Source organism: Thauera sp. 2A1 (assembly GCF_009469595.2).
Taxonomy (GTDB): Bacteria; Pseudomonadota; Gammaproteobacteria; order Burkholderiales; family Rhodocyclaceae; genus Thauera.
This window is the reverse complement of record NZ_SSXV01000002.1, coordinates 139,763-158,672: the sequence shown is the minus strand read 5'-3', so window position 1 is coordinate 158,672 and position 18,910 is coordinate 139,763. Positions and strand designations below refer to the sequence as shown.

18 protein-coding genes and 2 tRNA genes are annotated in these 18,910 nt (G+C 68.1%); 2 read left to right on the top strand and 18 right to left on the bottom strand.

The features are described from left to right. Positions 1 to 22: 22 nt before the first annotated feature. From GH664_RS02815 to rnr, 10 genes are all read right to left on the bottom strand, one after another. A complete protein-coding gene (locus GH664_RS02815; RefSeq protein WP_153166629.1) occupies positions 23 to 814 on the bottom strand; it encodes an ABC transporter ATP-binding protein in 792 nt (263 codons plus the stop codon). A 401-nt stretch (positions 815 to 1,215) separates the two neighbouring features. Then, positions 1,216 to 2,529, bottom strand: a complete 1,314-nt coding sequence (locus tag GH664_RS02810; RefSeq protein ID WP_153166628.1) for a nitrate regulatory protein — start codon at positions 2,527 to 2,529, stop codon at positions 1,216 to 1,218. Positions 2,530 to 2,666: 137 nt separating this feature from the next. Next, on the bottom strand, positions 2,667 to 3,575 hold the full coding sequence (locus tag GH664_RS02805; RefSeq protein WP_153166627.1) for a dihydroorotate dehydrogenase: 909 nt from the start codon (positions 3,573 to 3,575) through the stop codon (positions 2,667 to 2,669). After that, entirely contained in the window at positions 3,572 to 4,792 is a 1,221-nt protein-coding gene (serC, locus tag GH664_RS02800; protein ID WP_153166626.1) for a 3-phosphoserine/phosphohydroxythreonine transaminase, read from the bottom strand. The genes GH664_RS02805 and serC overlap by 4 nt, the downstream gene beginning before the upstream one ends. Next, positions 4,770 to 5,273, bottom strand: a complete 504-nt coding sequence (locus GH664_RS02795; RefSeq protein ID WP_153166625.1) for a hypothetical protein — start codon at positions 5,271 to 5,273, stop codon at positions 4,770 to 4,772. The genes serC and GH664_RS02795 overlap by 23 nt, the downstream gene beginning before the upstream one ends. Before the next feature lie 108 nt (positions 5,274 to 5,381). Then, positions 5,382 to 6,602 (bottom strand): pyrroloquinoline quinone biosynthesis protein PqqE, encoded by a 1,221-nt coding sequence (pqqE, locus tag GH664_RS02790; RefSeq protein ID WP_228111351.1) that lies wholly within the window; start codon positions 6,600 to 6,602, stop codon positions 5,382 to 5,384. Further along, on the bottom strand, positions 6,571 to 6,873 hold the full coding sequence (gene pqqD / locus GH664_RS02785; protein ID WP_153166624.1) for a pyrroloquinoline quinone biosynthesis peptide chaperone PqqD: 303 nt from the start codon (positions 6,871 to 6,873) through the stop codon (positions 6,571 to 6,573). The genes pqqE and pqqD overlap by 32 nt, the downstream gene beginning before the upstream one ends. A 96-nt stretch (positions 6,874 to 6,969) precedes the next feature. Continuing rightward, positions 6,970 to 7,044 (bottom strand): pyrroloquinoline quinone precursor peptide PqqA, encoded by a 75-nt coding sequence (gene pqqA, locus GH664_RS23895; protein ID WP_083903151.1) that lies wholly within the window; start codon positions 7,042 to 7,044, stop codon positions 6,970 to 6,972. A gap of 254 nt (positions 7,045 to 7,298) precedes the next feature. Next, on the bottom strand, positions 7,299 to 8,072 hold the full coding sequence (gene rlmB / locus GH664_RS02780) for a 23S rRNA (guanosine(2251)-2'-O)-methyltransferase RlmB (RefSeq protein ID WP_153166623.1): 774 nt from the start codon (positions 8,070 to 8,072) through the stop codon (positions 7,299 to 7,301). Next, on the bottom strand, positions 8,065 to 10,470 hold the full coding sequence (gene rnr, locus GH664_RS02775; protein ID WP_228111369.1) for a ribonuclease R: 2,406 nt from the start codon (positions 10,468 to 10,470) through the stop codon (positions 8,065 to 8,067). The genes rlmB and rnr overlap by 8 nt, the downstream gene beginning before the upstream one ends. Before the next feature lie 125 nt (positions 10,471 to 10,595). Here rnr and GH664_RS02770 point away from each other — a divergent pair. Both GH664_RS02770 and GH664_RS02765 read left to right on the top strand, forming a co-directional pair. After that, a tRNA-Leu gene (locus GH664_RS02770) sits at positions 10,596 to 10,680 on the top strand. A 159-nt stretch (positions 10,681 to 10,839) separates the two neighbouring features. Beyond that, positions 10,840 to 10,924, top strand: a tRNA-Leu gene (locus tag GH664_RS02765). 213 nt (positions 10,925 to 11,137) lie between these two features. Here GH664_RS02765 and GH664_RS02760 read toward each other — a convergent pair. The 8 genes from GH664_RS02760 to der form a co-directional block, all read right to left on the bottom strand. Then, positions 11,138 to 12,448 (bottom strand): adenylosuccinate synthase, encoded by a 1,311-nt coding sequence (locus tag GH664_RS02760; RefSeq protein ID WP_153166621.1) that lies wholly within the window; start codon positions 12,446 to 12,448, stop codon positions 11,138 to 11,140. Between the two features lie 4 nt (positions 12,449 to 12,452). After that, the gene (locus GH664_RS02755; RefSeq protein WP_368857348.1) at positions 12,453 to 13,619 is read right to left on the bottom strand and encodes an ATP phosphoribosyltransferase regulatory subunit; all 1,167 of its coding nucleotides are present in this window, start codon (positions 13,617 to 13,619) and stop codon (positions 12,453 to 12,455) included. Further along, a complete protein-coding gene (locus GH664_RS02750; RefSeq protein WP_153166619.1) occupies positions 13,616 to 13,801 on the bottom strand; it encodes a DUF2065 domain-containing protein in 186 nt (61 codons plus the stop codon). Before GH664_RS02750 ends, GH664_RS02755 begins: the two co-directional genes overlap by 4 nt. Before the next feature lie 20 nt (positions 13,802 to 13,821). Next, a complete protein-coding gene (gene hflC, locus GH664_RS02745; RefSeq protein ID WP_153166618.1) occupies positions 13,822 to 14,703 on the bottom strand; it encodes a protease modulator HflC in 882 nt (293 codons plus the stop codon). Then, positions 14,703 to 15,998: an FtsH protease activity modulator HflK gene (gene hflK / locus GH664_RS02740; protein ID WP_153166617.1), complete on the bottom strand. Its 1,296-nt coding sequence runs from the start codon at positions 15,996 to 15,998 to the stop codon at positions 14,703 to 14,705. Before hflK ends, hflC begins: the two co-directional genes overlap by 1 nt. 14 nt (positions 15,999 to 16,012) lie before the next feature. Further along, entirely contained in the window at positions 16,013 to 17,161 is a 1,149-nt protein-coding gene (hflX, locus tag GH664_RS02735) for a ribosome rescue GTPase HflX (RefSeq protein WP_153166616.1), read from the bottom strand. A 51-nt stretch (positions 17,162 to 17,212) separates the two neighbouring features. Then, positions 17,213 to 17,455, bottom strand: coding sequence for an RNA chaperone Hfq (gene hfq / locus GH664_RS02730; RefSeq protein ID WP_153166615.1), 243 nt, complete (start codon positions 17,453 to 17,455; stop codon positions 17,213 to 17,215). 114 nt (positions 17,456 to 17,569) lie between these two features. After that, positions 17,570 to 18,898 carry a ribosome biogenesis GTPase Der gene (der, locus tag GH664_RS02725; RefSeq protein ID WP_153166614.1) on the bottom strand — a complete coding sequence of 443 codons (1,329 nt, stop codon included), beginning with the start codon at positions 18,896 to 18,898 and terminating at the stop codon, positions 17,570 to 17,572. Between the last annotated feature and the right edge of the window lie 12 nt (positions 18,899 to 18,910).

The following is an 18,910-nucleotide window of genomic DNA, read 5'->3' as shown; positions in this document are numbered from 1 at the left end:
CCGGCGGGGGCACGGTCGGCGTTCAGGCGGCGTGACGCAAGGCCCCGCCCTCGAGGAAGGCCGCGATCCGCGCGCGCAGCTCGGCGCACTGGATGTCCTGCGCAAGCAGGAGGCGATCGCGCGGATGCGCCCGGTTCAGCTCGAGCACCGCATGCACGCTGGCCCCCGGGCCCCGGCTCAGCATCATGACGCGGTCGCTCAGCAGCACCGCCTCGTCGGCGTCATGCGTTGCGATCACCATGGTGGTGCCGGTCGTGGCGCGAATCCGCATCAGTTCTTCCTGCAGGTTGGCGCGAGTGAGGCCGTCGAGGGCGGCGAACGGGTCGTCCAGCAACAGGATGCGCGGCTGCATCGACAAGGCGCGTGCCAGGCCGACGCGTTGCTTCATGCCCGCCGAGATCTCGTGCGGAAATCGGATCTCGGCATGGGTGAGGCCGACCTGGGCCAGCGCGTCATGCGTGCGCTGCTTGAGCCTGGCCTTGCCCTCGCGGCTGCCGAAGACGCGCTCGACCGCCAGATAGACGTTGTCGAAGCAGGTCAGCCAGGGCAGCAGGGCATGGTTCTGGAACACCAGCGCGCGATCGGGGCCGGGGCCGGCGACCGCACGGTCATTGCACAGGATCACGCCGCTCGTGGGCCGGGCCAGGCCGGCGATCAAAGCGAGCAACGCCGACTTGCCGCTGCCCGCCGCACCGACCAGGCCGATGCATTCGCCCTCCTCGATGTCGAGCGTGATGTCGCGCAGCGCCGCCAGGGTGCCGTTCTTCGTGTCGAAGGTCTGGCCGACGTTGTCGATGCGCACGATCTTCCTCATGTTGCCGTCTCCTCTCTCAACGCCTCCGTCGCGGCAGGCGGCGGTGCGGATGTCACCATTCGGATGTCACCATTCGGATGTCACCATTCGCAGGAAGTGAAAACGGCGTCCATCCTTGCCCGCAGGCCAGGCCTGCCGGGGTGGGATGGACGCCGTTGTCCACTGCAGCGATGTGTGGCCGGGCCTGCGCCCGCCTGCAGCCGGGCCGCCCTTGGCCCGTCTCGACGCGGATCAAGGCACCATCCGTGCCAGCTCGCCGGGAGTGGCCGATCCGCGCCCAGGAGGCCGATGCGGCGACATCGGGGCTGCGCATCGCACCGCAGCAGTGCGGCCAGGCTCCGGCCTTGCACAGGACTGGGGCGCGGCAAGCCGTGCCGACGCGCGGCTGACGCCTGCCCCGCTCACGTCTTGGGCGGCAGCAGATCGGACATGTCCAGCAGTGCGCGTGCGACATCGACGAGGCGGCGTCCCTGGTTCATCGCCGTCTGCCGCAGCAGGCGGTAGGCCTCGTCCTCGCCGACGCCGTGATGCGCCATCAGCAGCCCCTTGGCGCGCTCGACGAACTTGCGCTCGTCCAGCGCGGCACGCACCGCGGTCAGCTCGTCGCTCACCTGCTGCAGTCGACGCGACTGCATCTGCAGGGTGTCGACGATCGATCGGGTCAGGCGCGGCCCCAGGGCTTGCGCCGCCACTGCCCCGGCCGCCCCGCCACTGCCGGGCTCGCTGCCCGGCGCACCACCGACCTGGCCACCGGCGTCGGCTACCGCGCGCGGCAAGCCCGGCATTTCCGCGGCGACCGCCGACAGCGTGACGAGCAGCCCCTGCTGATCGTCCAGTTCCGCGCGCACGGCGGCCATGCGGCGCGCGCATTCTTCCTTGAGATCCTGCGCCAGGTGTCCCTCGGCGCGGTGGATCAGGTCCAGCCGCTGCGTACAGCAGGCGAACCAGTCGTCAGCCATGGCGCCGTCCAGCTCGGCGCCCGACAAGAAAGACATCAGCCTGCGGCGGAAGCGCTCGAGCTCGGTCAGCGGCATCACCGCCTCGAGCGCGCGCCACTGGCGCAGGCAGGTGGCGGTGCTGAATTCCTCGAACCGGCGCAGGCACTGCTCCTGCGCCTCGATCAAGCCTGCCACAGCCTGCGCAGACCCTGCATCCATGCGCCCGGTCGCGAAGGCCACCGCACCGGCGGCCCGTTCCTGCCCGGCGAACTCCTTGCCCTGCATCAGGTTGAACATCGACACCAGCAGCCGCGATACGGCCGGATCGACGGCAATGTCGGCCGCCTCGAAGACCAGCGCCAGCAGGGCAGACACGACGCGGGTATAACGCTGCGTCGCCTCCGCGGCACCGCACTGCCGCGCGCCGACCTGCGCCCGTAGCTCCGGCAGGCCGTCCAGCGCGTGCAACACCATGGCGATGCGGGTGAACAATCGCGCACCGCCGCCCGAGGCCGGACCGGCATCCGGTGCGAGCCCGTCGAGGAGATGGCACACCGCCGCTTCAGCCACCTGCGTCGCGGCCATGTGACCGGCCCACTGCGCCTCGAAGCGACCGTCCGGCGACGCGAGATGCAGGCTGGCGGTCCCGCGCTCGCCCTGCAGCCGATGAACGAGTTCACCCAGCGCCTGGACCAGGTCGCAATTCATCGCGAGCTGCTCGAGGTCGCGAATTTCGCAGCGTCTCGCTGCGATCAGGAAGGTGATCGCCGATTTCATTCAGTCCTGCCTGCTGTGGCGAGAATACGCGGCGGATGGCACCGCGATGATCGTGCAAGCAAGAGCCATGCAAGCACGCCCGCAGGAGTCGCGGGCAGGCGCTCCGGGGCGCGGTGCCCGCCAGGCGCAATGCGCACTCAGCCTTGGCTGCGCAGGGCGGCGATGCGCGCCAGCAGGTCAGGGCCACGCGGTCCGCCACGCAAGGCGGCGCGATGCAACTGGATCAGGTTTGCGCCGGCCTGCAGGCGCGCACGCGCCTCGCGGACGGAATCGATGCCGCCGACGCTGATGAGACCGATTGCGGGTCCCACCGCTTCGCGCACTTCGGCCAGCCGTCGGCAGGCGCCCGCAGCCGCGCCTTCCGCCGACACGAGCAGCCCGTCCGCGCCGGCGGCCACGAAGCGGCACGCCAGCGCGGCCCGTCCGGCGGGCTCGATCCACGTCGCCGGCAGCTTCACCACCAGCGCCAGCCTTCCCGCGCGGACGAGGCGTGCGCAGCGGGCAGCCAGCGCCGCGACGAGGTCGGCGAATCGCGCTGCGGAGGGACATCCCCGCCCGGGATTGAGCACCACATAGTCCGCGCCGCGGTGCCATGCGCGGACCGCGCGCCAGAACGCCTCCCCGGCCTCGCCCCAGTCGAGCGCAGGCGGCTTCGCCAGGCTGAGGCCGTGGAGCGCGGCCGACCCGCTTCCGCCGGCGAGAAGCGGGCGACGGGCTTCCCCACGCTTGCGCGGGTGCGCCACCAGATGCAGGGACAGCGGCTGGGGGGATGTCGTCCACTGGCTGCCCGTCTCGACCGCGCCCAGGCCGAGCGCCGCGCCGCTGCGCAGCAGGTGGCCGTGACGGTCGAGGCCGGCAGCAAGGATCAGCGGCGAACCGAACTCGAGTCCCATCACCCGCAGCGGAACATCCCTGCCTGCCACGACTCCATCGCCATGCCGGCGGCAGGCAACAACGTCAGGCGCCTGCAGCTCATCGGCAGCCCTCGCCAGCCGCTGCACCGCCCAACGGCTGCGCAAGGCCGTGCGGCTCAAAGGTCCGATCATGCCCCCGCCCGCGCGAGGCTCCGCGCCCGGGTCGCTGCCTGCCGGCGTGCGTGAGCGACGATGAAATCGGCCAGTGCCTCCACCGCCGCATCCGACACGCCGTGATAGAGGCTGACGCGCACGCCCCCCACCTCGGGATGGCCGCGCAGGTCGCGCAGGCCAGCCGCCTCGGCCGCCGTGACGAAGGCCTCGGTGTCCGCAGCGTCGGCCAGATGGAAGCAGGGATTGACCGCCGAACGCCAGGGCCGCGCGACGGGCTGTCGATACTCGCCGCCATGGGCATTGCCGTCGTCGAGCGCTGCCTGCAGCAGCGCATGGCGCCGGGCCAGGCGCGCCGCCATCGCCGGCACCCCGCCTTCGTCCTCGATCCAGTGCAGCATGCGGTGCGCGACGAAGACCGGCAGCACCGGCGGCGTACACAGGCGCGAATCGGCCGCCGCCAGCGCCGCATAATCGAACACCCGCGGCGTGCAGCCCAGCAAGGTGCGCCGCACGATCACCAGCACGAGGCCGGGCGTGCCGGCGGTCTTCTGCAGGCCGGCGTAGACCACGCCCACGCGCGCCCAGTCCAGCGGCCGCGTCAGCAGGTCGGAGGTCATGTCCGCCGCCAGCGGCAGCGCGACCTCGGGCAAGGCCGCGAAGCGCAGGCCGTCGGCCGTCTCGTTGCTGGTGAAGTGTGCATAGGCGTAGCGGCCGGCCGGCAACTCGATGCGCAGGCGCGGGGAGCCGTCGCCGGCCGGCACCAGGCGAGCCCGCCCGGGCTGGTCACCCGCCTCGACCTCGCCGCGAGGACAGCGGCGAGCGTCAATGCCGACGACCGCCACCTCGCCGTAGCGCCGCGCTTCGGCGATGGCGCGCCGCGACCAGTGGCCGCTGTCGATGTACAGGGCGCGCGCCGTCAAGGTCTCGTCGCCCTTGCCCAGCAGGTTCATCGGCAGCAGCGCGAACTGCGCGCTGGCGCCGCCTGCCATGAACAGCACCGCGAAATCGTCCGGAATGGCGAGCAGGCGCCGCAGGCAGGCTTCAGTTTCCGCCTGCAGGGTGCGGTAGACGGCGGAGGTGAACGGCAGGCTGAGGACGGACCCCGGCCCGGGCCGGCACGCAGCCGCGACCTCTCGCGCCACACGCACCGGCAGCGGGCCGGCCGCCGCCGAGAAGCTGTAGCCCGGCAGCGCCCGCCAGGCAGCGAAGGCTTCAGGAAAACAGTGCGAGGCCATGCGCGCCGGCCCCCATGAAGAACAGCACCGGGATCGACAGCATGGTGTTCACCCGTGCCGACAGGAAGGTGACGCGCGAGCAGCGCAGGCGCTCGTCCAGCGGCGCCGGCACGAAGCCGAGCACCCGCTTCTGGTGTGGCCACAGCACGAACCACAGGTTGCAGACCATGACCACCGCCAGCCAGATGCCGAGGCCGAGCGGTGCCAGGCTGCCCTGCAGGGTGAGCGCGCTACCCAGCCAGCCGCGCTCCCACAGGATCGCCAGGCCGCTGCCGAGCACGACCAGCGAGGCGTAGCGGAAAGTGCCGTGCTCGCGCTGCATCAGGGCGCGCTGGCGCGGGCTGTCGGGATCGGACAGGTCGTCCGCGGTCAGCGCCACATAGCGCGAGCGGGTGACGGCGGTGGCGTAATTGTGGCCCACCCAGACCAGCGCGCCGAGGAAGTGCAGCCAGCGCGCCGCCACTTCGAGCAGGAGATCCATGGCGGAGCTCCTCAGGACAGCAGGCGCAGCATCAGCGCCAGCGCCGCGGTCAGCGCCAGGCCGAGGGCGACGGTGAAGGCCGAGGAGTCGAACAGGCGCAGCAGGGCGTCAGACATGATCGACCTCCACGCGCGCATTGCCGCTGCCGCAACCCGTCCCGCCGCCGCTGCCACCCTTGCCACCATGGCCGCCCTGGGCCAGCCGACGCGAGTTGCCGTCGTTGCGCATCACCAGTGGCTGCACCTTGCGCCCCGGAGCGTGCGCCCTCGCGATCGCCTCGCCGATCAGGTGGTGGTGCGGCGAGCGCGAGCAGGCGGGATCGGTGTTCGCCGCGTCGCCGGTCATCAGGAAAGCCTGGCAGCGGCATCCGCCGAAATCCTTCTCCTTCTCGTCGCAACTGCGGCAGGTCGGGCTCATCCACGCGTCGCCGCGGAACTTCTCGAACGTGGGCGATTCGTTCCACAGCCAGGCCAGGCTCTTGTCGCGCACGGAGGGGAACTCCAGCCCCTGGATGATGCGCGCCTCCTGGCAGGGCATGGCGGCGCCGTCGGGTGCGATCGTCAGGTGGATCGAACCCCAGCCGTTCATGCACGCCTTGGGCCGGCCTTCATAGTAGTCGGGGATGACGAAGTAGATCGTCATGCGCTCGCCAAGGCGCTCGCGTGCGGCTCGCACCTCGCGCTCGGCGGCGTCGATCTGCTCGCGCGTCGGCAGCAGCTCGTCGCGATTGACCATCGCCCAGTTGTAGTACTGGATGTTGGCGAACTCGAGATAATCCACGCCGATGTCCTCGGCCAGCGCCAGGATGTCGGCGACCTGGCCGATGTTCTGGCGGAACACCGGCACGTTGAGCACCATCGGAAAACCCTGCGCCTTGATCTGGTGCGCGACCTTCAGCTTGAGGTCGAAGGCGCGCGCGCCGACCAGGGTGTCGGTGAGTTCGCGATCGCTCGACTGCAGCGAGAGCTGGATCTGGTTCAGCCCGGCGGCCTTCAGCGCGCGCAGGCGGTTCTCGGTGAGCCCGACGCCCGAGGTGATCAGGTTGGTGTAGTAGCCCAGCGCGCTGGCGTCGGCGACGAGCTCTTCCAGGTCGTCGCGCAGCAAGGGTTCGCCGCCGGTGAAGCCGAGCTGCAGCGCGCCCAGCTCGCGGCCTTCGCGCATCACCCGCTTCCATTCCGCGGTGGAGAGTTCAGCCTCGCCGTCACGCGCGTAATCGACCGGGTTGCTGCACCACGGGCACTTCAGCGGGCAGCGGTAGGTCAGCTCGAGCACCAGCCACAGCGGCTTGCCCTGCCCGTCAAGCCTGACGACGGATCCATCCTTTGGCACGGAACACCTCCAGGAATTTGTAGACGCCTTCCGCGACGCGTTCGTCGTCGCCGGGATAGCGCTGCTGCAGTTCGCCGACCAGGTCGGCGACAGTGCGACGACCGTCGCAGCGCGCGATGATGTCGCCGGCGGTCTGGTTGAGCTTGACGATGCCTTCCGGGTAGAGCAGGACATGCGCGTCCTGCGTCGGCTCCCAGCGGAACAGGTACATCGGGTTGAGCACGTAGCGCTCGCCGGCGGCGGGCGGGCTTGGGGCGGTGATGTCGGTCATGCGGGCATCCGGTCCGCTTGCACGAGGAGGTGCCGAGGCGGGCGGCGCGGCGCGCACCGCGCACAGGCCCGGTGCGGAGCGCCGGGCCTGTGCGCCTCAGCGCACGTACACGTAGGCGGTCACCTCGAAGCCGAGGCGGATGTCGCAATAGGCGGGGTCGATCCACTGCATGATGAGTCTCCTGGTTGCGGTTGAAGATGAACCGCCCGGGTGGCCGGTTCGGACTCATCTTCCGCTCGGGGAGGCACGGCGGGATCAGCGCAATCGGGGTTTGCGCATCGAGGAAGGAAGGAACGCGAGCTGGCGAAAATCATGATTCTCGCCAGCTCGCGCGCGCCCGTTGACACGGGTCAACACGGCGCATCGACGCTTCTGGCAGCCGACTGAAGTGCGCCGCATCGCGCTGCGCACCGGCGGAGGAAACTTCAGCGGCGCTGGCGGCGCGCCTCGAACAGGCAGATGCCGCTCGCTACCGACACGTTGAGGCTCTCGACCGTGCCATGCATCGGGATCTGTGCCAGCTCGTCGCAGGTTTCACGGGTGAGCCGGCGCAGGCCGTCGCCTTCGGCGCCGAGCACCCAGGCGATGGGCACCTTCTGGTCGATGTCGTAGACGGATTTCTCCGCCTCGCCGGCCGCGCCCACCACCCAGATGCCGGCATCCTGCATCTCGCGCAGCGCACGCGCCAGGTTGGTGACGGTGACGTAGGGCACGGTATCCGCCGCGCCGCTGGCGACCTTCATCGCGGTGGCGTTGAGGCCGACCGCACGGTCCTTGGGCGCCACCACCGCATGCGCGCCGGCAGCGTCGGCGACGCGCAGGCAGGCGCCGAGGTTGTGCGGATCCTGAACGCCGTCGAGCACGAGGATCAGCGCGTTTTCGTCCAGGCTGTCGAGCACGTCGGCAAGCTTGAGTTCGCGCCGCGTCGCATCCACCCGGGCCACCACGCCCTGGTGGCGGCGGGTGCCGACCATGGCGTCGAGCCGCTCGCCTTCGCTGGCCGTCAGGCGCACGCCGGCCGCCTCGGCCAGCGCGACGAACTTCCTCACCCGCACGTCCTTGCGGTCGCCGGACAGGTAGACCTCGAACACCGATTCCGGCGCCTGACGCAGCTTGGCCGACACCGCGTGAAAGCCGTAGATCAGGCGTGAGCCGCCGGTGTGAGCGGTGGACGGAGCGTGTTCGGGAGTCTTAGCCACGTCGGGAATCCTTTGCCGGTTTCTTGCCGGCGGAACGCGCCGCCGGCGTGGAGGTGCGCGATTCTACCGGCTCGGCGCGCGCCGCGGACTTGCGCCGCGACGGGGCAGGCTTTTCGGTCGGCTGAACGGCGGCCTCGGGCGCCGGCGCAGCGGCCTTCTTGCGTCCGCGCGTGCTCGCCCTGGTCGCCGGCTCGGCCGGCGTGGCAGATTCGATCTGCGCGGGTTGTGCCGGCCGCGCGGCCGGCAAGGGGCCCTCGACCAGGCGGAAGTCGATTTTGTTGGTCTCCATGTCCACCCGCACCAGTTGCACCTTCAGCCGGTCCGACAGGCGGAACTGCTTGCCGGTGCGCTCGCCCAGCATGGCATGCCGGGTCTCGTCGTAGTGGAAGTAGTCGCTGCCGAGATCGGAGATGTGCAGCAGGCCTTCGATGAAGATGTCGTCGAGCGCGACGAAGAGGCCGAACGGCACCACCGCCGACACGCTGCCGGTGAATTCCTCGCCGACACGGTCCTGCATGAAATAGCACTTGAGGAAGGCGACGACGTCGCGCGTGGCATCGTCGGCGCGGCGCTCGGTCATCGAGCAGTGCAGGCCGATGTCGTCCCAGTTGCCCGGACGGTACTGCTCGCCTGCCAGCGCGGCCTTGATGCCGCGATGCACCAGCAAGTCAGGATAGCGGCGGATCGGCGAGGTGAAATGCGTATAGGCCTCGTAGGCCAGCCCGAAGTGGCCGACGTTGTCCGGGCTGTACATCGCCTGCTTGAGCGAGCGCAGCATCACCGTCTGCAGCAGTTGCGCGTCGGGGCGGTCCTTCACCTTCTCGAGCAGCTTGGCGTAGTCCGATGCCCGCGGCTCGTCGCCGCCACCCAGGCCAAGGCCGAACTCGGCGAGAAATTCACGCAGCTTGGCGAGCTTGTCCTCGGAGGGCGCGTCATGGATACGGTACAGCGCCGGATGTTCGCGCTTGGCGAGGAAGTCGGAGGCGCACACGTTGGCGGCGAGCATGCACTCCTCGATCAGCCGGTGCGCGTCGTTGCGCACTTCCGGCACGATCTGCGCGATCTTGCCGTTGTCGTCGAAGATCATGCGCGTCTCGGTGGTCTCGAAGTCGATCGCGCCACGCTTGGCGCGCGCCTTGAGCAGCACGCGGAACAGCTTGTCGAGGTTCTCCAGGTGGGGCAGCAGCGCGGCGAGTTCCTCGCGCGCGGCGGCGTCCTGCTGGTACAGCGCCGCCGCCACCTTGGTGTAGGTCAGCCGCGCATGAGACCAGATCACTGCCGGATAGAAGCGGTAGGCCTTGATGTCGCCCGTCATGGAGATGCTCATGTCGGCCACCATGGCCAGGCGCTCGACCTGCGGATTCAGCGAGCACAGGCCGTTGGAGAGCTTCTCCGGCAGCATCGGGATCACCCGCCGCGGGAAGTACACCGAGTTGCCGCGGTCGTAGGCGTCCTGGTCCAGCGCCCCGCCGGCGGCCACATAGTGCGACACGTCGGCGATGGCCACCACCAGGCGGTAACCGCGGCCCTGGCGCTCGCAATACACCGCGTCGTCGAAGTCCTTCGCCGTCTCGCCGTCGATGGTGACCAGCGGCAGCGCGGTCAGGTCCTCGCGGTCGACCCAGTCCTTCTTGCGCACCTTCAGCGGCAGCTTGCGCGTCTCGGCCTTGGCCTCGGAGGAAAAATCGAACGGCAGGTCGTGCTTGCGCAGCGCGATCTCGATCTCCATGCCGGGGTCGGCATAGTTGCCGAGCACCTCGACGATGCGTCCGATCGGCTGGGCGTACTTGGTCGGCTGCTCGACCAACTCGACGGTGACCACCTGCCCGGCCTGCGGCTTCTTGCCGCCCGGCGCGATCAGGATGTCCTGCGCCAGGCGCCGGTTTTCCGGCACCACGATCATCACGCCATGCTCGTTCAGCACGCGGCCGACGACGCGCTTGTTGGCGCGCTCGAGCACCTCGACGATGCGGCCTTCCGGCCGGCCGCGGCGATCGACGCCCGAGATGCGCACGATGGCGCGGTCGCCGTGCAGCACTTCGCGCATGTCGCGGGCGCCGATGAAGATGTCGGGTCCACCGTCGTCGCGGCGCAGGAAGCCGAAGCCGTCGGGGTGGCCCTCGACGCGGCCCTTGATGAGGTCGGCCTTGTCGGGCAGCAGGTAGGCGTCGCGACGGTTGCGGATGAGCTGCCCGTCGCGCTCCATCGCGCGCAGCCTGCGGTCGAAGTGCTCCAGCTCGTGAGGCTGGATGTCCAGCGCCTCGGCCAGCGCGGGGAATGGCATCGGCACGCCGCGGTCGGCAAGGATATCCAGGACGTATTCGCGGCTTGGGAGGGGCTGCTCGTATTTCTGCGACTCACGCTCGAAATGCGGATCTGCAAGGCGCGTGCCGCTCAGCCGCGGCCTTGCAGCCTTCGCTGTACCATGGCCCGCCGACGGTTTGCCTGCTGCGGAAGTTTCTTTGGTTCTTTTTTTGTGATTCATTGACATTCTTCTGTTTGTGCTTATAATGCGCGGCTCTTGCCCAGATGGCGGAATTGGTAGACGCACTAGTTTCAGGTACTAGCGCCGCGAGGCGTGGAGGTTCGAGTCCTCTTCTGGGCACCAGTTTCACAGGAAAGCCGCTCTTCGGAGCGGCTTTTTTGTTTCCATTGCCCGGAGGAGCTTGATCCGGATTTGTCCGCTGATGCAGCGCCGGGGCGTCGCGAATCTGAGCTCAAAAACCCCTTTCCACCCGCAAACGCCTTTGCTATTATGCGCGTCCCTGCCCAGATGGCGGAATTGGTAGACGCACTAGTTTCAGGTACTAGCGCTGCGAGGCGTGGAGGTTCGAGTCCTCTTCTGGGCACCAGTTTCAGGGAAAAGCCGGCGATCAGCCGGCTTTTTTCGTTTACCGACCCGACGGGCACTCCGTTGGAGTCGATGATTGCGATCTTGCGCATCCCGTCGCCGCAGCGACTCGATCTCCGGCCTGGAGCAGACCGGCGCAGCTTGCGGCGCGATGCAACAGCCACCGCGCCGCGCCCTGCTGCCTGCCCGTGATGCGCTCGATCGATGATGCCGTTCAGACGCCGAACGGATGACGACGCAGGATGGTCTCGTCGCGCTCCGGACCGGTCGAGATGACGTCGATCGGAATCTCGCAGATCTCCTCGATGCGGTGCAGGTAGGCGCGCGCCTCGGGCGGCAGCGCGTCCCAGCTCTGCGCGCCGAACGTCGTGCCGCTCCAGCCCGGCATCGTCTCGTAGATCGGCTCGCACGCGGTGACTTCTTCCGAGCCCATCGGCAGCAGGTCGATGCGCTTGCCGTTGAGCATGTAGCCGGTGCAGAGCTGCAGCTCCTCGATGCCGTCGAGCACGTCGAGCTTGGTGATGCACAGACCGGTGACGCCGTTGATGATGATCGAGCGCTTGAGCGCGGCGAGGTCGAGCCAGCCGCAGCGGCGCTTGCGCCCGGTGACGGTGCCGAACTCGCGCCCCTTGGTCGACATCTGCTCGCCAGGCGTACCCTTGCTCTCGATGTCGAGCTCGGTCGGGAAGGGACCGCCACCCACACGGGTGCAGTAGGCCTTGGTGATGCCGAGCACGTAGTGCAGGCGCCCCGGCCCAACGCCCGAACCCGCCGCTGCCTGGCCCGCAACGCAGTTGCTCGAGGTGACGAAGGGATAGGTGCCGTGGTCAATGTCCAGCAGCGTGCCCTGCGCGCCTTCGAACAGCAGCGAACCACCGGACTTGTTGATCGCATACAGCTCGGCCGACACGTCGGCCACCATCGGCAGCAGCTCCTCGGCATCGGCCATCGCCTGGTCGAACACCGGCTGAAATTCCACCGGCTCGGCACCCAGGTGCTGCGTCAGCACGAAGTTGTGGTATTCGAGATTCGCCTTCAGCTTTTCCGCGAAACGCTCGCGATCGAGCAGGTCGTACACTCGCAGCGCGCGGCGCGCAACCTTGTCCTCGTAGGTCGGGCCGATGCCCTTGCCGGTGGTGCCGATCTTGTCGCAGGCGGCCTTGACGTCCTCGCGCGCGCGGTCGAGCGCGCTGTGGTAGCCGAGGATCAGCGGGCAGCCCGGGCTGACGCGCAGGCGATCGCGCACCTTGATGCCGCCGGCTTCCAGGGTGCGGATCTCGGCGAGCAGGTGGTGCGCATCGAGCACCACGCCGTTGCCAATGAAGCAGGCCACACCCTCACGCACGATGCCCGACGGCACCAGATTCAGCTTGTATTCGGTCTGGCCGACGACCAGCGTGTGGCCGGCGTTGTGCCCGCCCTGGAAGCGCACCACGCCCCTGGCGTGATCGGTCAGCCAATCGACGATCTTGCCCTTACCCTCGTCGCCCCACTGGGTGCCGACGACCACGACGTTCTTTGACATTGACTCAATCTCCCTTTAGCGGCTCGACCGTCCATCGGCCGTCGCGCAACACAAGCTGCCGGTCGCAGCCGGCTTCGTTCCATGTTCCATCATGGCCGGGCAGCGCGGTAACGACGACTTCGCCGTCCGCGCGCAGCTCCGCAACCCGGGACTGCAGCGCCGCATCATCGGCCAGCGGCGCCAGGATCCCGCCCGTGGATTGGCTCCGCGGCAGGCGCCAGACCAACTCGCGCAAATCGAGGCTGAAACCGGTCGCCGGGCGCGCTCGGCCGAAAGCCGCACCGACGCGGTCGTAGCGGCCGCCCAGCGCAAGTGCCGCCGGCGAGCCGCCGCCGTACGCTGCGAACACGACGCCGCTGTGATAGTGATAGCCACGCAGGTCGGCCAGATCGAAACTGATCGGCAGATCACCCAGCGCCCGCGCCAGCACGCGCAGTTCCTCCAGCGCAGCGACGATCTCCGGATCGCGCGGCAGCCGCGCCGCGGCACGCTCCAGCACGTCGGGCCCGCCGTAGAGTTCGGGCAGCGCCAGCAGCGCACTGCGCACCGGCTCGGCGACGTCGGCAAGGCGCAGGCGCAGTTCGGGCAGATCCTTCGCTTGCAGCAGATCGAAGATCTCCTCCTCGCGATGCGGCAGCAGCCCGGCCTTGCCGGCCAACGCATGGAAGATCCCGACGTGGCCGATGTCGATGCGCGTTGCCGGCACTTCGGCCAGCCGCATCACATCGGCGAGCAGGCGCAGGATCTCGATGTCGGCCTCGATGCCGGCATGGCCGTACAGCTCGGCGCCAAGCTGCAACGGCTCGCGCGTCGCGGTCAGCGTGGCCGGCAGGGTCTGCAGCACGCTGCCGCAGTAGCACAGCCTCGACACGCCGCGGCGATTGAGCAGATGCGCGTCGATGCGCGTGACCTGCGGCGTCATGTCGGCGCGCACGCCCATGGTGCGCCCCGAGAGCTGGTCGACGAGCTTGAAGGTGCGCAACGACAGGTCCTGGCCGGCGCCGGTGGTGAGCGAGTCGAGGTACTCGAGCAGCGGCGGCATGACGAGCTGATAGCCGCGGACGCGGAATGCGTCCAGCAAGCGGCGGCGCAGCCCTTCGAGCTGCTCGGCTTCGGACGGCAGCGCGTCCTGAATGTGGTCGGGCAATACCCAGCGCATGAGTGGCGTCAGTGAAAGATGAACAGGAGCACGACGCCGGCGAGCATCGAGGTCAGTCCGACAAAGCGGATCTGACCATCACCCATGGTGGCGAGGCGCAAGAAGGTCTCTCGCCAGGCGGCTGGCGCGACGAAGGGAAGGATGCCTTCGATGATCAGCATCAGCGCGAAGGCGGTCAGGAGCGAGGCGCCCATGCGGGCTCAATTCCGGCGGATCAATTCTTCTTCGCGCCCTGCGGGCCCTTCATGTAGCGGAAGAAATCCGAACCCGGGTCGACCACCAGCACGTCATCCTTGCCGGCGAAGCTGGCGCGATAGGCCTCGAGACTGCGATAGAAGGAATAGAAATCAGGACTCTGGCCAAAGGCGTCGGCATAGATCGCGGTCGCCTTCGCATCGCCCTCGCCCTTGACCTTCTGCGCCGAGCGGTACGCCTCGGCGATGATGATCTCGCGCTGGCGATCGGCGTCGGCACGAATGCGCTCGGCCTCGGCGGCGCCCTGGGAGCGCAACTCGTTGGCCACGCGCTTGCGCTCGGCTTCCATGCGGCGATAGACGGATTCGGACACTTCGGTCGGCAGATCGACCCGCTTCAGCCGCACGTCGATGATCTGCACGCCGATCTTGCGCGCGTCCAGGTCTGCCTTGACGCGCATGTCTTCCATGATCTGGTCGCGAGCACCGGAGACGACGTCGTGCACCGTGCGCTTGCCGAACTCCTCGCGCAGGCCGGCGTTGACCGTCTGCGTGAGGCGGGTTCGCGAGCGCGCCTCGTCGCCGGCCACCGACTCGTAATACAGGCGCGGGTCGACGATGCGCCACTTCACGAAGTGGTCGACCAGCACGTTCTTCTTCTCCGAGGTGATGAAGCGCTCCGGCTCCGGCGTATCCATCGTCAGGATGCGCTTGTCGAAGTAGCGGACGTTCTGGATCATCGGCAGCTTGACGTTCAGGCCGGGCTTGTCGATGACTTCCTTCACCTGGCCAAGCTGGAAGACGATGGCGTACTGGCGCTGATCCACGGTGAACAGCGACATGGACGCCAGGGCGATCAACAGCAGCAGGCCGCCACCGATAAGGGACATGCGGTCACGCATCAGCGCTCTCCCCGGTCACGATTGCGCAGCAACTCGCGGCTACGCGGATCGCTTGCCGCCGACGGCGGATTGGTCTTCGCGGCCTGCGGCGCGTTTTCCTGCACCGACTGGGGACCGGCCGGAGCCGACGCCGCCGAGGACTGTGCAGAGGTCGATTTGATCAACTTGTCGAGCGGCAGGAACAACAGGTTGCCGTTGCTCTTGGCATCGATCATGACCTTGGACGTGTTCGTCAGTACCTGCTGCATGGTCTCGATGTACATGCGCTCGCGGGTGACGTCCGGCGCGCGGCGATACTCGGTCAGCACCTGGTTGAAGCGGCTCGCATCACCTTCCGCGTTGGCGACGACACGTGCGCTGTAAGCGTTGGCTTCCTCGATCAGGCGCGAGGCGGTGCCGCGCGCGCGCGGGATCACGTCGTTGGCGTAGGCCTCGCCTTCGTTCTTCTGCCGTTCGCGGTCCTGCCCCGCCTTCACCGCATCGTCGAACGACGCCTGGACCTGTTCCGGCGGTTGCGCATTCTGCATGGTGACGCGGCTGATCTGGATGCCGGTCTGGTAGCGGTCGAGGATGCGCTGCATCAGCTCGAGCGCGGTGGTGGCGATTTCCTCGCGGCCTTCGTACAGGACGAAGTCCATCTTGCTCTTGCCCACGATCTCGCGCATGGCGGTTTCGGCCGCCTGAGCCACTGACTCGTCGGGGAAGCGGTTGTTGAAGACGTAGCTCTCCGGGCTGTTCAAGACGTACTGCACGGCGAACTGGATGTTGATGATGTTCTCGTCATCCGTCAGCATCAGCGATTCGCGCAGCACCTTGTTGCGCTCGGAACCGCGGTAGCCCACCTCGACGGTGCGCACGCCCGTCAGGTCGACGATCTCATGCGATTCGAAGGGATAAGGCAGGCGCCAGCGCAGGCCGGGCTCGGTGGTCTCGACGAACTTGCCCAGCCGCAGCACCACGCCGCGCTGGTTCGCATCGACGGTGTAGAAGCCGCTGGCGAGCCAGATCGCAGCAACCAGCGCCGCCAGCGCGCCAACACCGCCCCCGAACTGCTTGAATGAGAAATTCGGCAATTGCGGACCGTTGCCCCCATTGCCGCCGTTCCCACCATCGCCGGAGCCGCGCCCCTGGCGCTTGCCGAACATGCCGGACAGGCGCTGGTTGAAATCGCGCCAGATTTCCTCGAGATCGGGCGGCCCCTGGTTGCTACCACGATTGCCGTCGCGGCGATCGCCGTCGCCACGGCCGCCATTGCCGTCGCCCTGGCCGCCCCAGCGTGGATCGTTAAGAGACATGAGAACGCCTGTCATCACGTTTGAACTGAAATTCCGTCGTCGCTCGGTGCGGACATTCGTCCGGCATCTTCACTCTTTGCGGCCCGGGCTACTTCGGCAAGCACCGACCGCAGCAAATCAAGGCCTTCGCCTGTTCTGGCGCTCAAAAAAACGCGCCTGAGTTTATCACAGTCACCCCTCTCGACCGCCGGCCGGGCGTGGGTGAGGTCGATCTTGTTCCACACCAGGATCTGCGGCACGTCGGCCGCGCCGATCTCCGCCAGCACCTCATTCACCGCCTGAATCTGCGCGTCGCGATCCTCGCTCGCCGAATCGACGACGTGCAGCAGCAGGTCGGCTTCGGCGGTTTCCTCCAGGGTTGCCTGGAAGGCGGCCACCAGCGCGTGCGGCAGGTCTCGGATGAAGCCGACGGTGTCCGACAGCACGACATTCTCGCCATCGACGAACAGCCGACGCGACGTCGTGTCCAGTGTCGCGAAAAGCTGGTCGGCCGCGTAGGCTCCCGCTTTCGTCAACGCGTTGAACAGCGTCGACTTGCCTGCGTTGGTGTAGCCGACGAGAGAGACAGACAATACGTCGCGGCGTTCCCGCGCACGGCGCCTGACCTTGCGCTGTTTCTCGATCTGGGCGAGCCGGGACTTCAGCAGCTTGACGCGGTTGCCGAGCAGGCGGCGGTCGGTCTCGAGCTGCTTTTCGCCCGGACCACGCAGGCCAATGCCGCCCTTCTGGCGCTCAAGGTGGGTCCAGCCGCGCACGAGCCGGGTCGCCAGGTGCTGCAACTGGGCCAGCTCGACCTGCAGCTTGCCCTCGTGGCTGCGCGCGCGCTGCGCAAAGATGTCCAGGATGAGCGCGGTGCGGTCGATGACCATGCACTGCAGCTCGCGCTCGAGGTTGCGCTGCTGCGCGGGCGACAGCGCATGATTGAAGATGACGATGTCGGCGCCATGAGCCCGCAGGGCCTCGCCGATCTCCTGCACCTTGCCGCTGCCGGCGAACAGTTTCGGATCGGGCGCCGCCCGCCGCCCCTGCACCACCGCCTCGATGCTCGCGCCCGCGCTGGTGGCGAGGAGCTTCAGTTCGGAAAGACGCTCCTCGATCGCGTCCTGACCGAGGTCGAGTTGCACGAGGACGGCGCGCTCGCCATTGGCCGGACGCTCAAACATCACCGCCCTCCGCGCGCAAGCGTGCGCGGCCGGTCACCGCCACCGGCGCGATCAGTTGGCGCCCTCGCCGCTGTCCTGCTGGATCACCACCGGACGGGCCGGCACGACGGTCGAGATGGCGTGCTTGTACACCATCTGCGTCACGGTGTTCTTCAACAGCACGACGTACTGATCGAAAGACTCGACCTGGCCCTGCAGCTTGATGCCATTCACCAGATAGATGGAGACCGGGATGTGCTCCCGGCGCAGCGTGTTCAGAAACGGGTCTTGTAGTAGTTGCCCTTTGTTGCTCATCGTGGAACCTCTTTAATTATGTTTATATGAATCTAGCGGAGTATTTGCTGCGCCGCAACATGTGCAGTATGCAACGAATCCCGGTGTGGATGTTGCCTTTTTACCCTGCCGCCATCAGGGTCTGGCCGCGAACGGATTTTGCGTGGTCCGGAACTGAATCCGCAAGGGCGTGCCCTGCAGCTTGAACACCTCCATGAAGCTGCGCTCGAGATAGCGCACGTACGAGGCGGGGATGTCGTCGAGCGCGTTGCCGTGGATCACGATGACCGGCGGATTCATGCCGCCCTGGTGCGCATAGCGCAGCTTGGGCCGCGCCAGACCGCTGCGCGGCGGCGCCTGGCGTGCGACGGCGGCCTGCAGCGCGCGCGTCAGGCGCGGCGTCGCCAGGTTGGCGGTCGCCGCCGCATAGGCCGCATCGACCGACTTCAGCAAGGGGCCGATGCCCGACGACTTGAGGGCGGAAATCTCGTGGAAGCGGGCAAAAGACAGGAACGCGAGCTTGCGCGAAACGTCGAGCTTGAGCCGTTCGCGCCGGTAATCGTCCACCGCGTCCCATTTGTTGATCGCCACCACCAGCGCGCGACCGGCCTCCAGCACGAAGCCGGCGATGTGTGCGTCCTGCTCCGAGATGTCCTGCGCAGCATCGAGCACCAGCACGACCACGTTGGCCTCCTGGATGGCCTGCAGGGTCTTGATCACCGAGAATTTCTCGATGGCCTCGAAGACCTTGCCGCGCCGCCGCAGGCCGGCGGTGTCGATGAGCGTGTAGCGCTTGCCGCCACGCTCGAAGGGGATGGAGATCGCGTCACGCGTCGTGCCCGGCATGTCGAAGGCGATCACGCGCTCCTCGCCGAGCAGCGTGTTGACCAGCGTGGACTTGCCCACGTTGGGACGGCCGACGATGGCCACCCGGGGGCCTTCGTCCTCCGTGCCCGCGGCTTCCTCGTCATGCGCGAAGGGCGCCAGCACCAGCTCGACGAGCTGCTTCACGCCGTCGCCATGCGCGGCCGAAACCGCCAGAGGGTCGCCGAACCCGAGCGCGTGGAAATCGGCCGCGACGGTGGCGCGATCCAGGCCCTCGGCCTTGTTGACGACGACATGCACCGGACGCCCCGCGCGACGCAGCCGCGCGGCGATCTGCTCGTCGTGCGGGGTGCGTCCTGCACGGCCATCGACGAGGAACATCAGCACGTCGGCCTCGGCAATTGCCTGCTCGGCCTGGCGTGCCATCTCGTGCATGATGCCGTCCTTGGCGACGGGATCGAAGCCGGCCGTATCGACCACCAGGTATTCACGGTCGCCGACGCGGCCGATGCCGTAGTGGCGGTCGCGGGTCAGGCCCGGCTGATCGGCGACGAGCGCATCCCGCGTGCGGGTGAGCCGGTTGAACAGGGTCGACTTGCCGACATTGGGCCTGCCGACGAGGACGATGGTGGGTTTCACGACGGGATCTTC

What these genes read in the sequence shown, in the direction of transcription:
- GH664_RS02815 (WP_153166629.1), bottom strand. Translation starts at nt 814, where the DNA reads ATGAGGAAGATCGTGCGCATCGACAACGTCGGCCAGACCTTCGACACG.
- GH664_RS02810 (WP_153166628.1), bottom strand. Translation starts at nt 2,529, where the DNA reads ATGAAATCGGCGATCACCTTCCTGATCGCAGCGAGACGCTGCGAAATT.
- GH664_RS02805 (WP_153166627.1), bottom strand. Translation starts at nt 3,575, where the DNA reads ATGATCGGACCTTTGAGCCGCACGGCCTTGCGCAGCCGTTGGGCGGTG.
- serC (WP_153166626.1), bottom strand. Translation starts at nt 4,792, where the DNA reads ATGGCCTCGCACTGTTTTCCTGAAGCCTTCGCTGCCTGGCGGGCGCTG.
- GH664_RS02795 (WP_153166625.1), bottom strand. Translation starts at nt 5,273, where the DNA reads ATGGATCTCCTGCTCGAAGTGGCGGCGCGCTGGCTGCACTTCCTCGGC.
- pqqD (WP_153166624.1), bottom strand. Translation starts at nt 6,873, where the DNA reads ATGACCGACATCACCGCCCCAAGCCCGCCCGCCGCCGGCGAGCGCTAC.
- GH664_RS02760 (WP_153166621.1), bottom strand. Translation starts at nt 12,448, where the DNA reads ATGTCAAAGAACGTCGTGGTCGTCGGCACCCAGTGGGGCGACGAGGGT.
- GH664_RS02750 (WP_153166619.1), bottom strand. Translation starts at nt 13,801, where the DNA reads ATGGGCGCCTCGCTCCTGACCGCCTTCGCGCTGATGCTGATCATCGAA.
- hflC (WP_153166618.1), bottom strand. Translation starts at nt 14,703, where the DNA reads ATGCGTGACCGCATGTCCCTTATCGGTGGCGGCCTGCTGCTGTTGATC.
- hflK (WP_153166617.1), bottom strand. Translation starts at nt 15,998, where the DNA reads ATGTCTCTTAACGATCCACGCTGGGGCGGCCAGGGCGACGGCAATGGC.
- hflX (WP_153166616.1), bottom strand. Translation starts at nt 17,161, where the DNA reads ATGTTTGAGCGTCCGGCCAATGGCGAGCGCGCCGTCCTCGTGCAACTC.
- hfq (WP_153166615.1), bottom strand. Translation starts at nt 17,455, where the DNA reads ATGAGCAACAAAGGGCAACTACTACAAGACCCGTTTCTGAACACGCTG.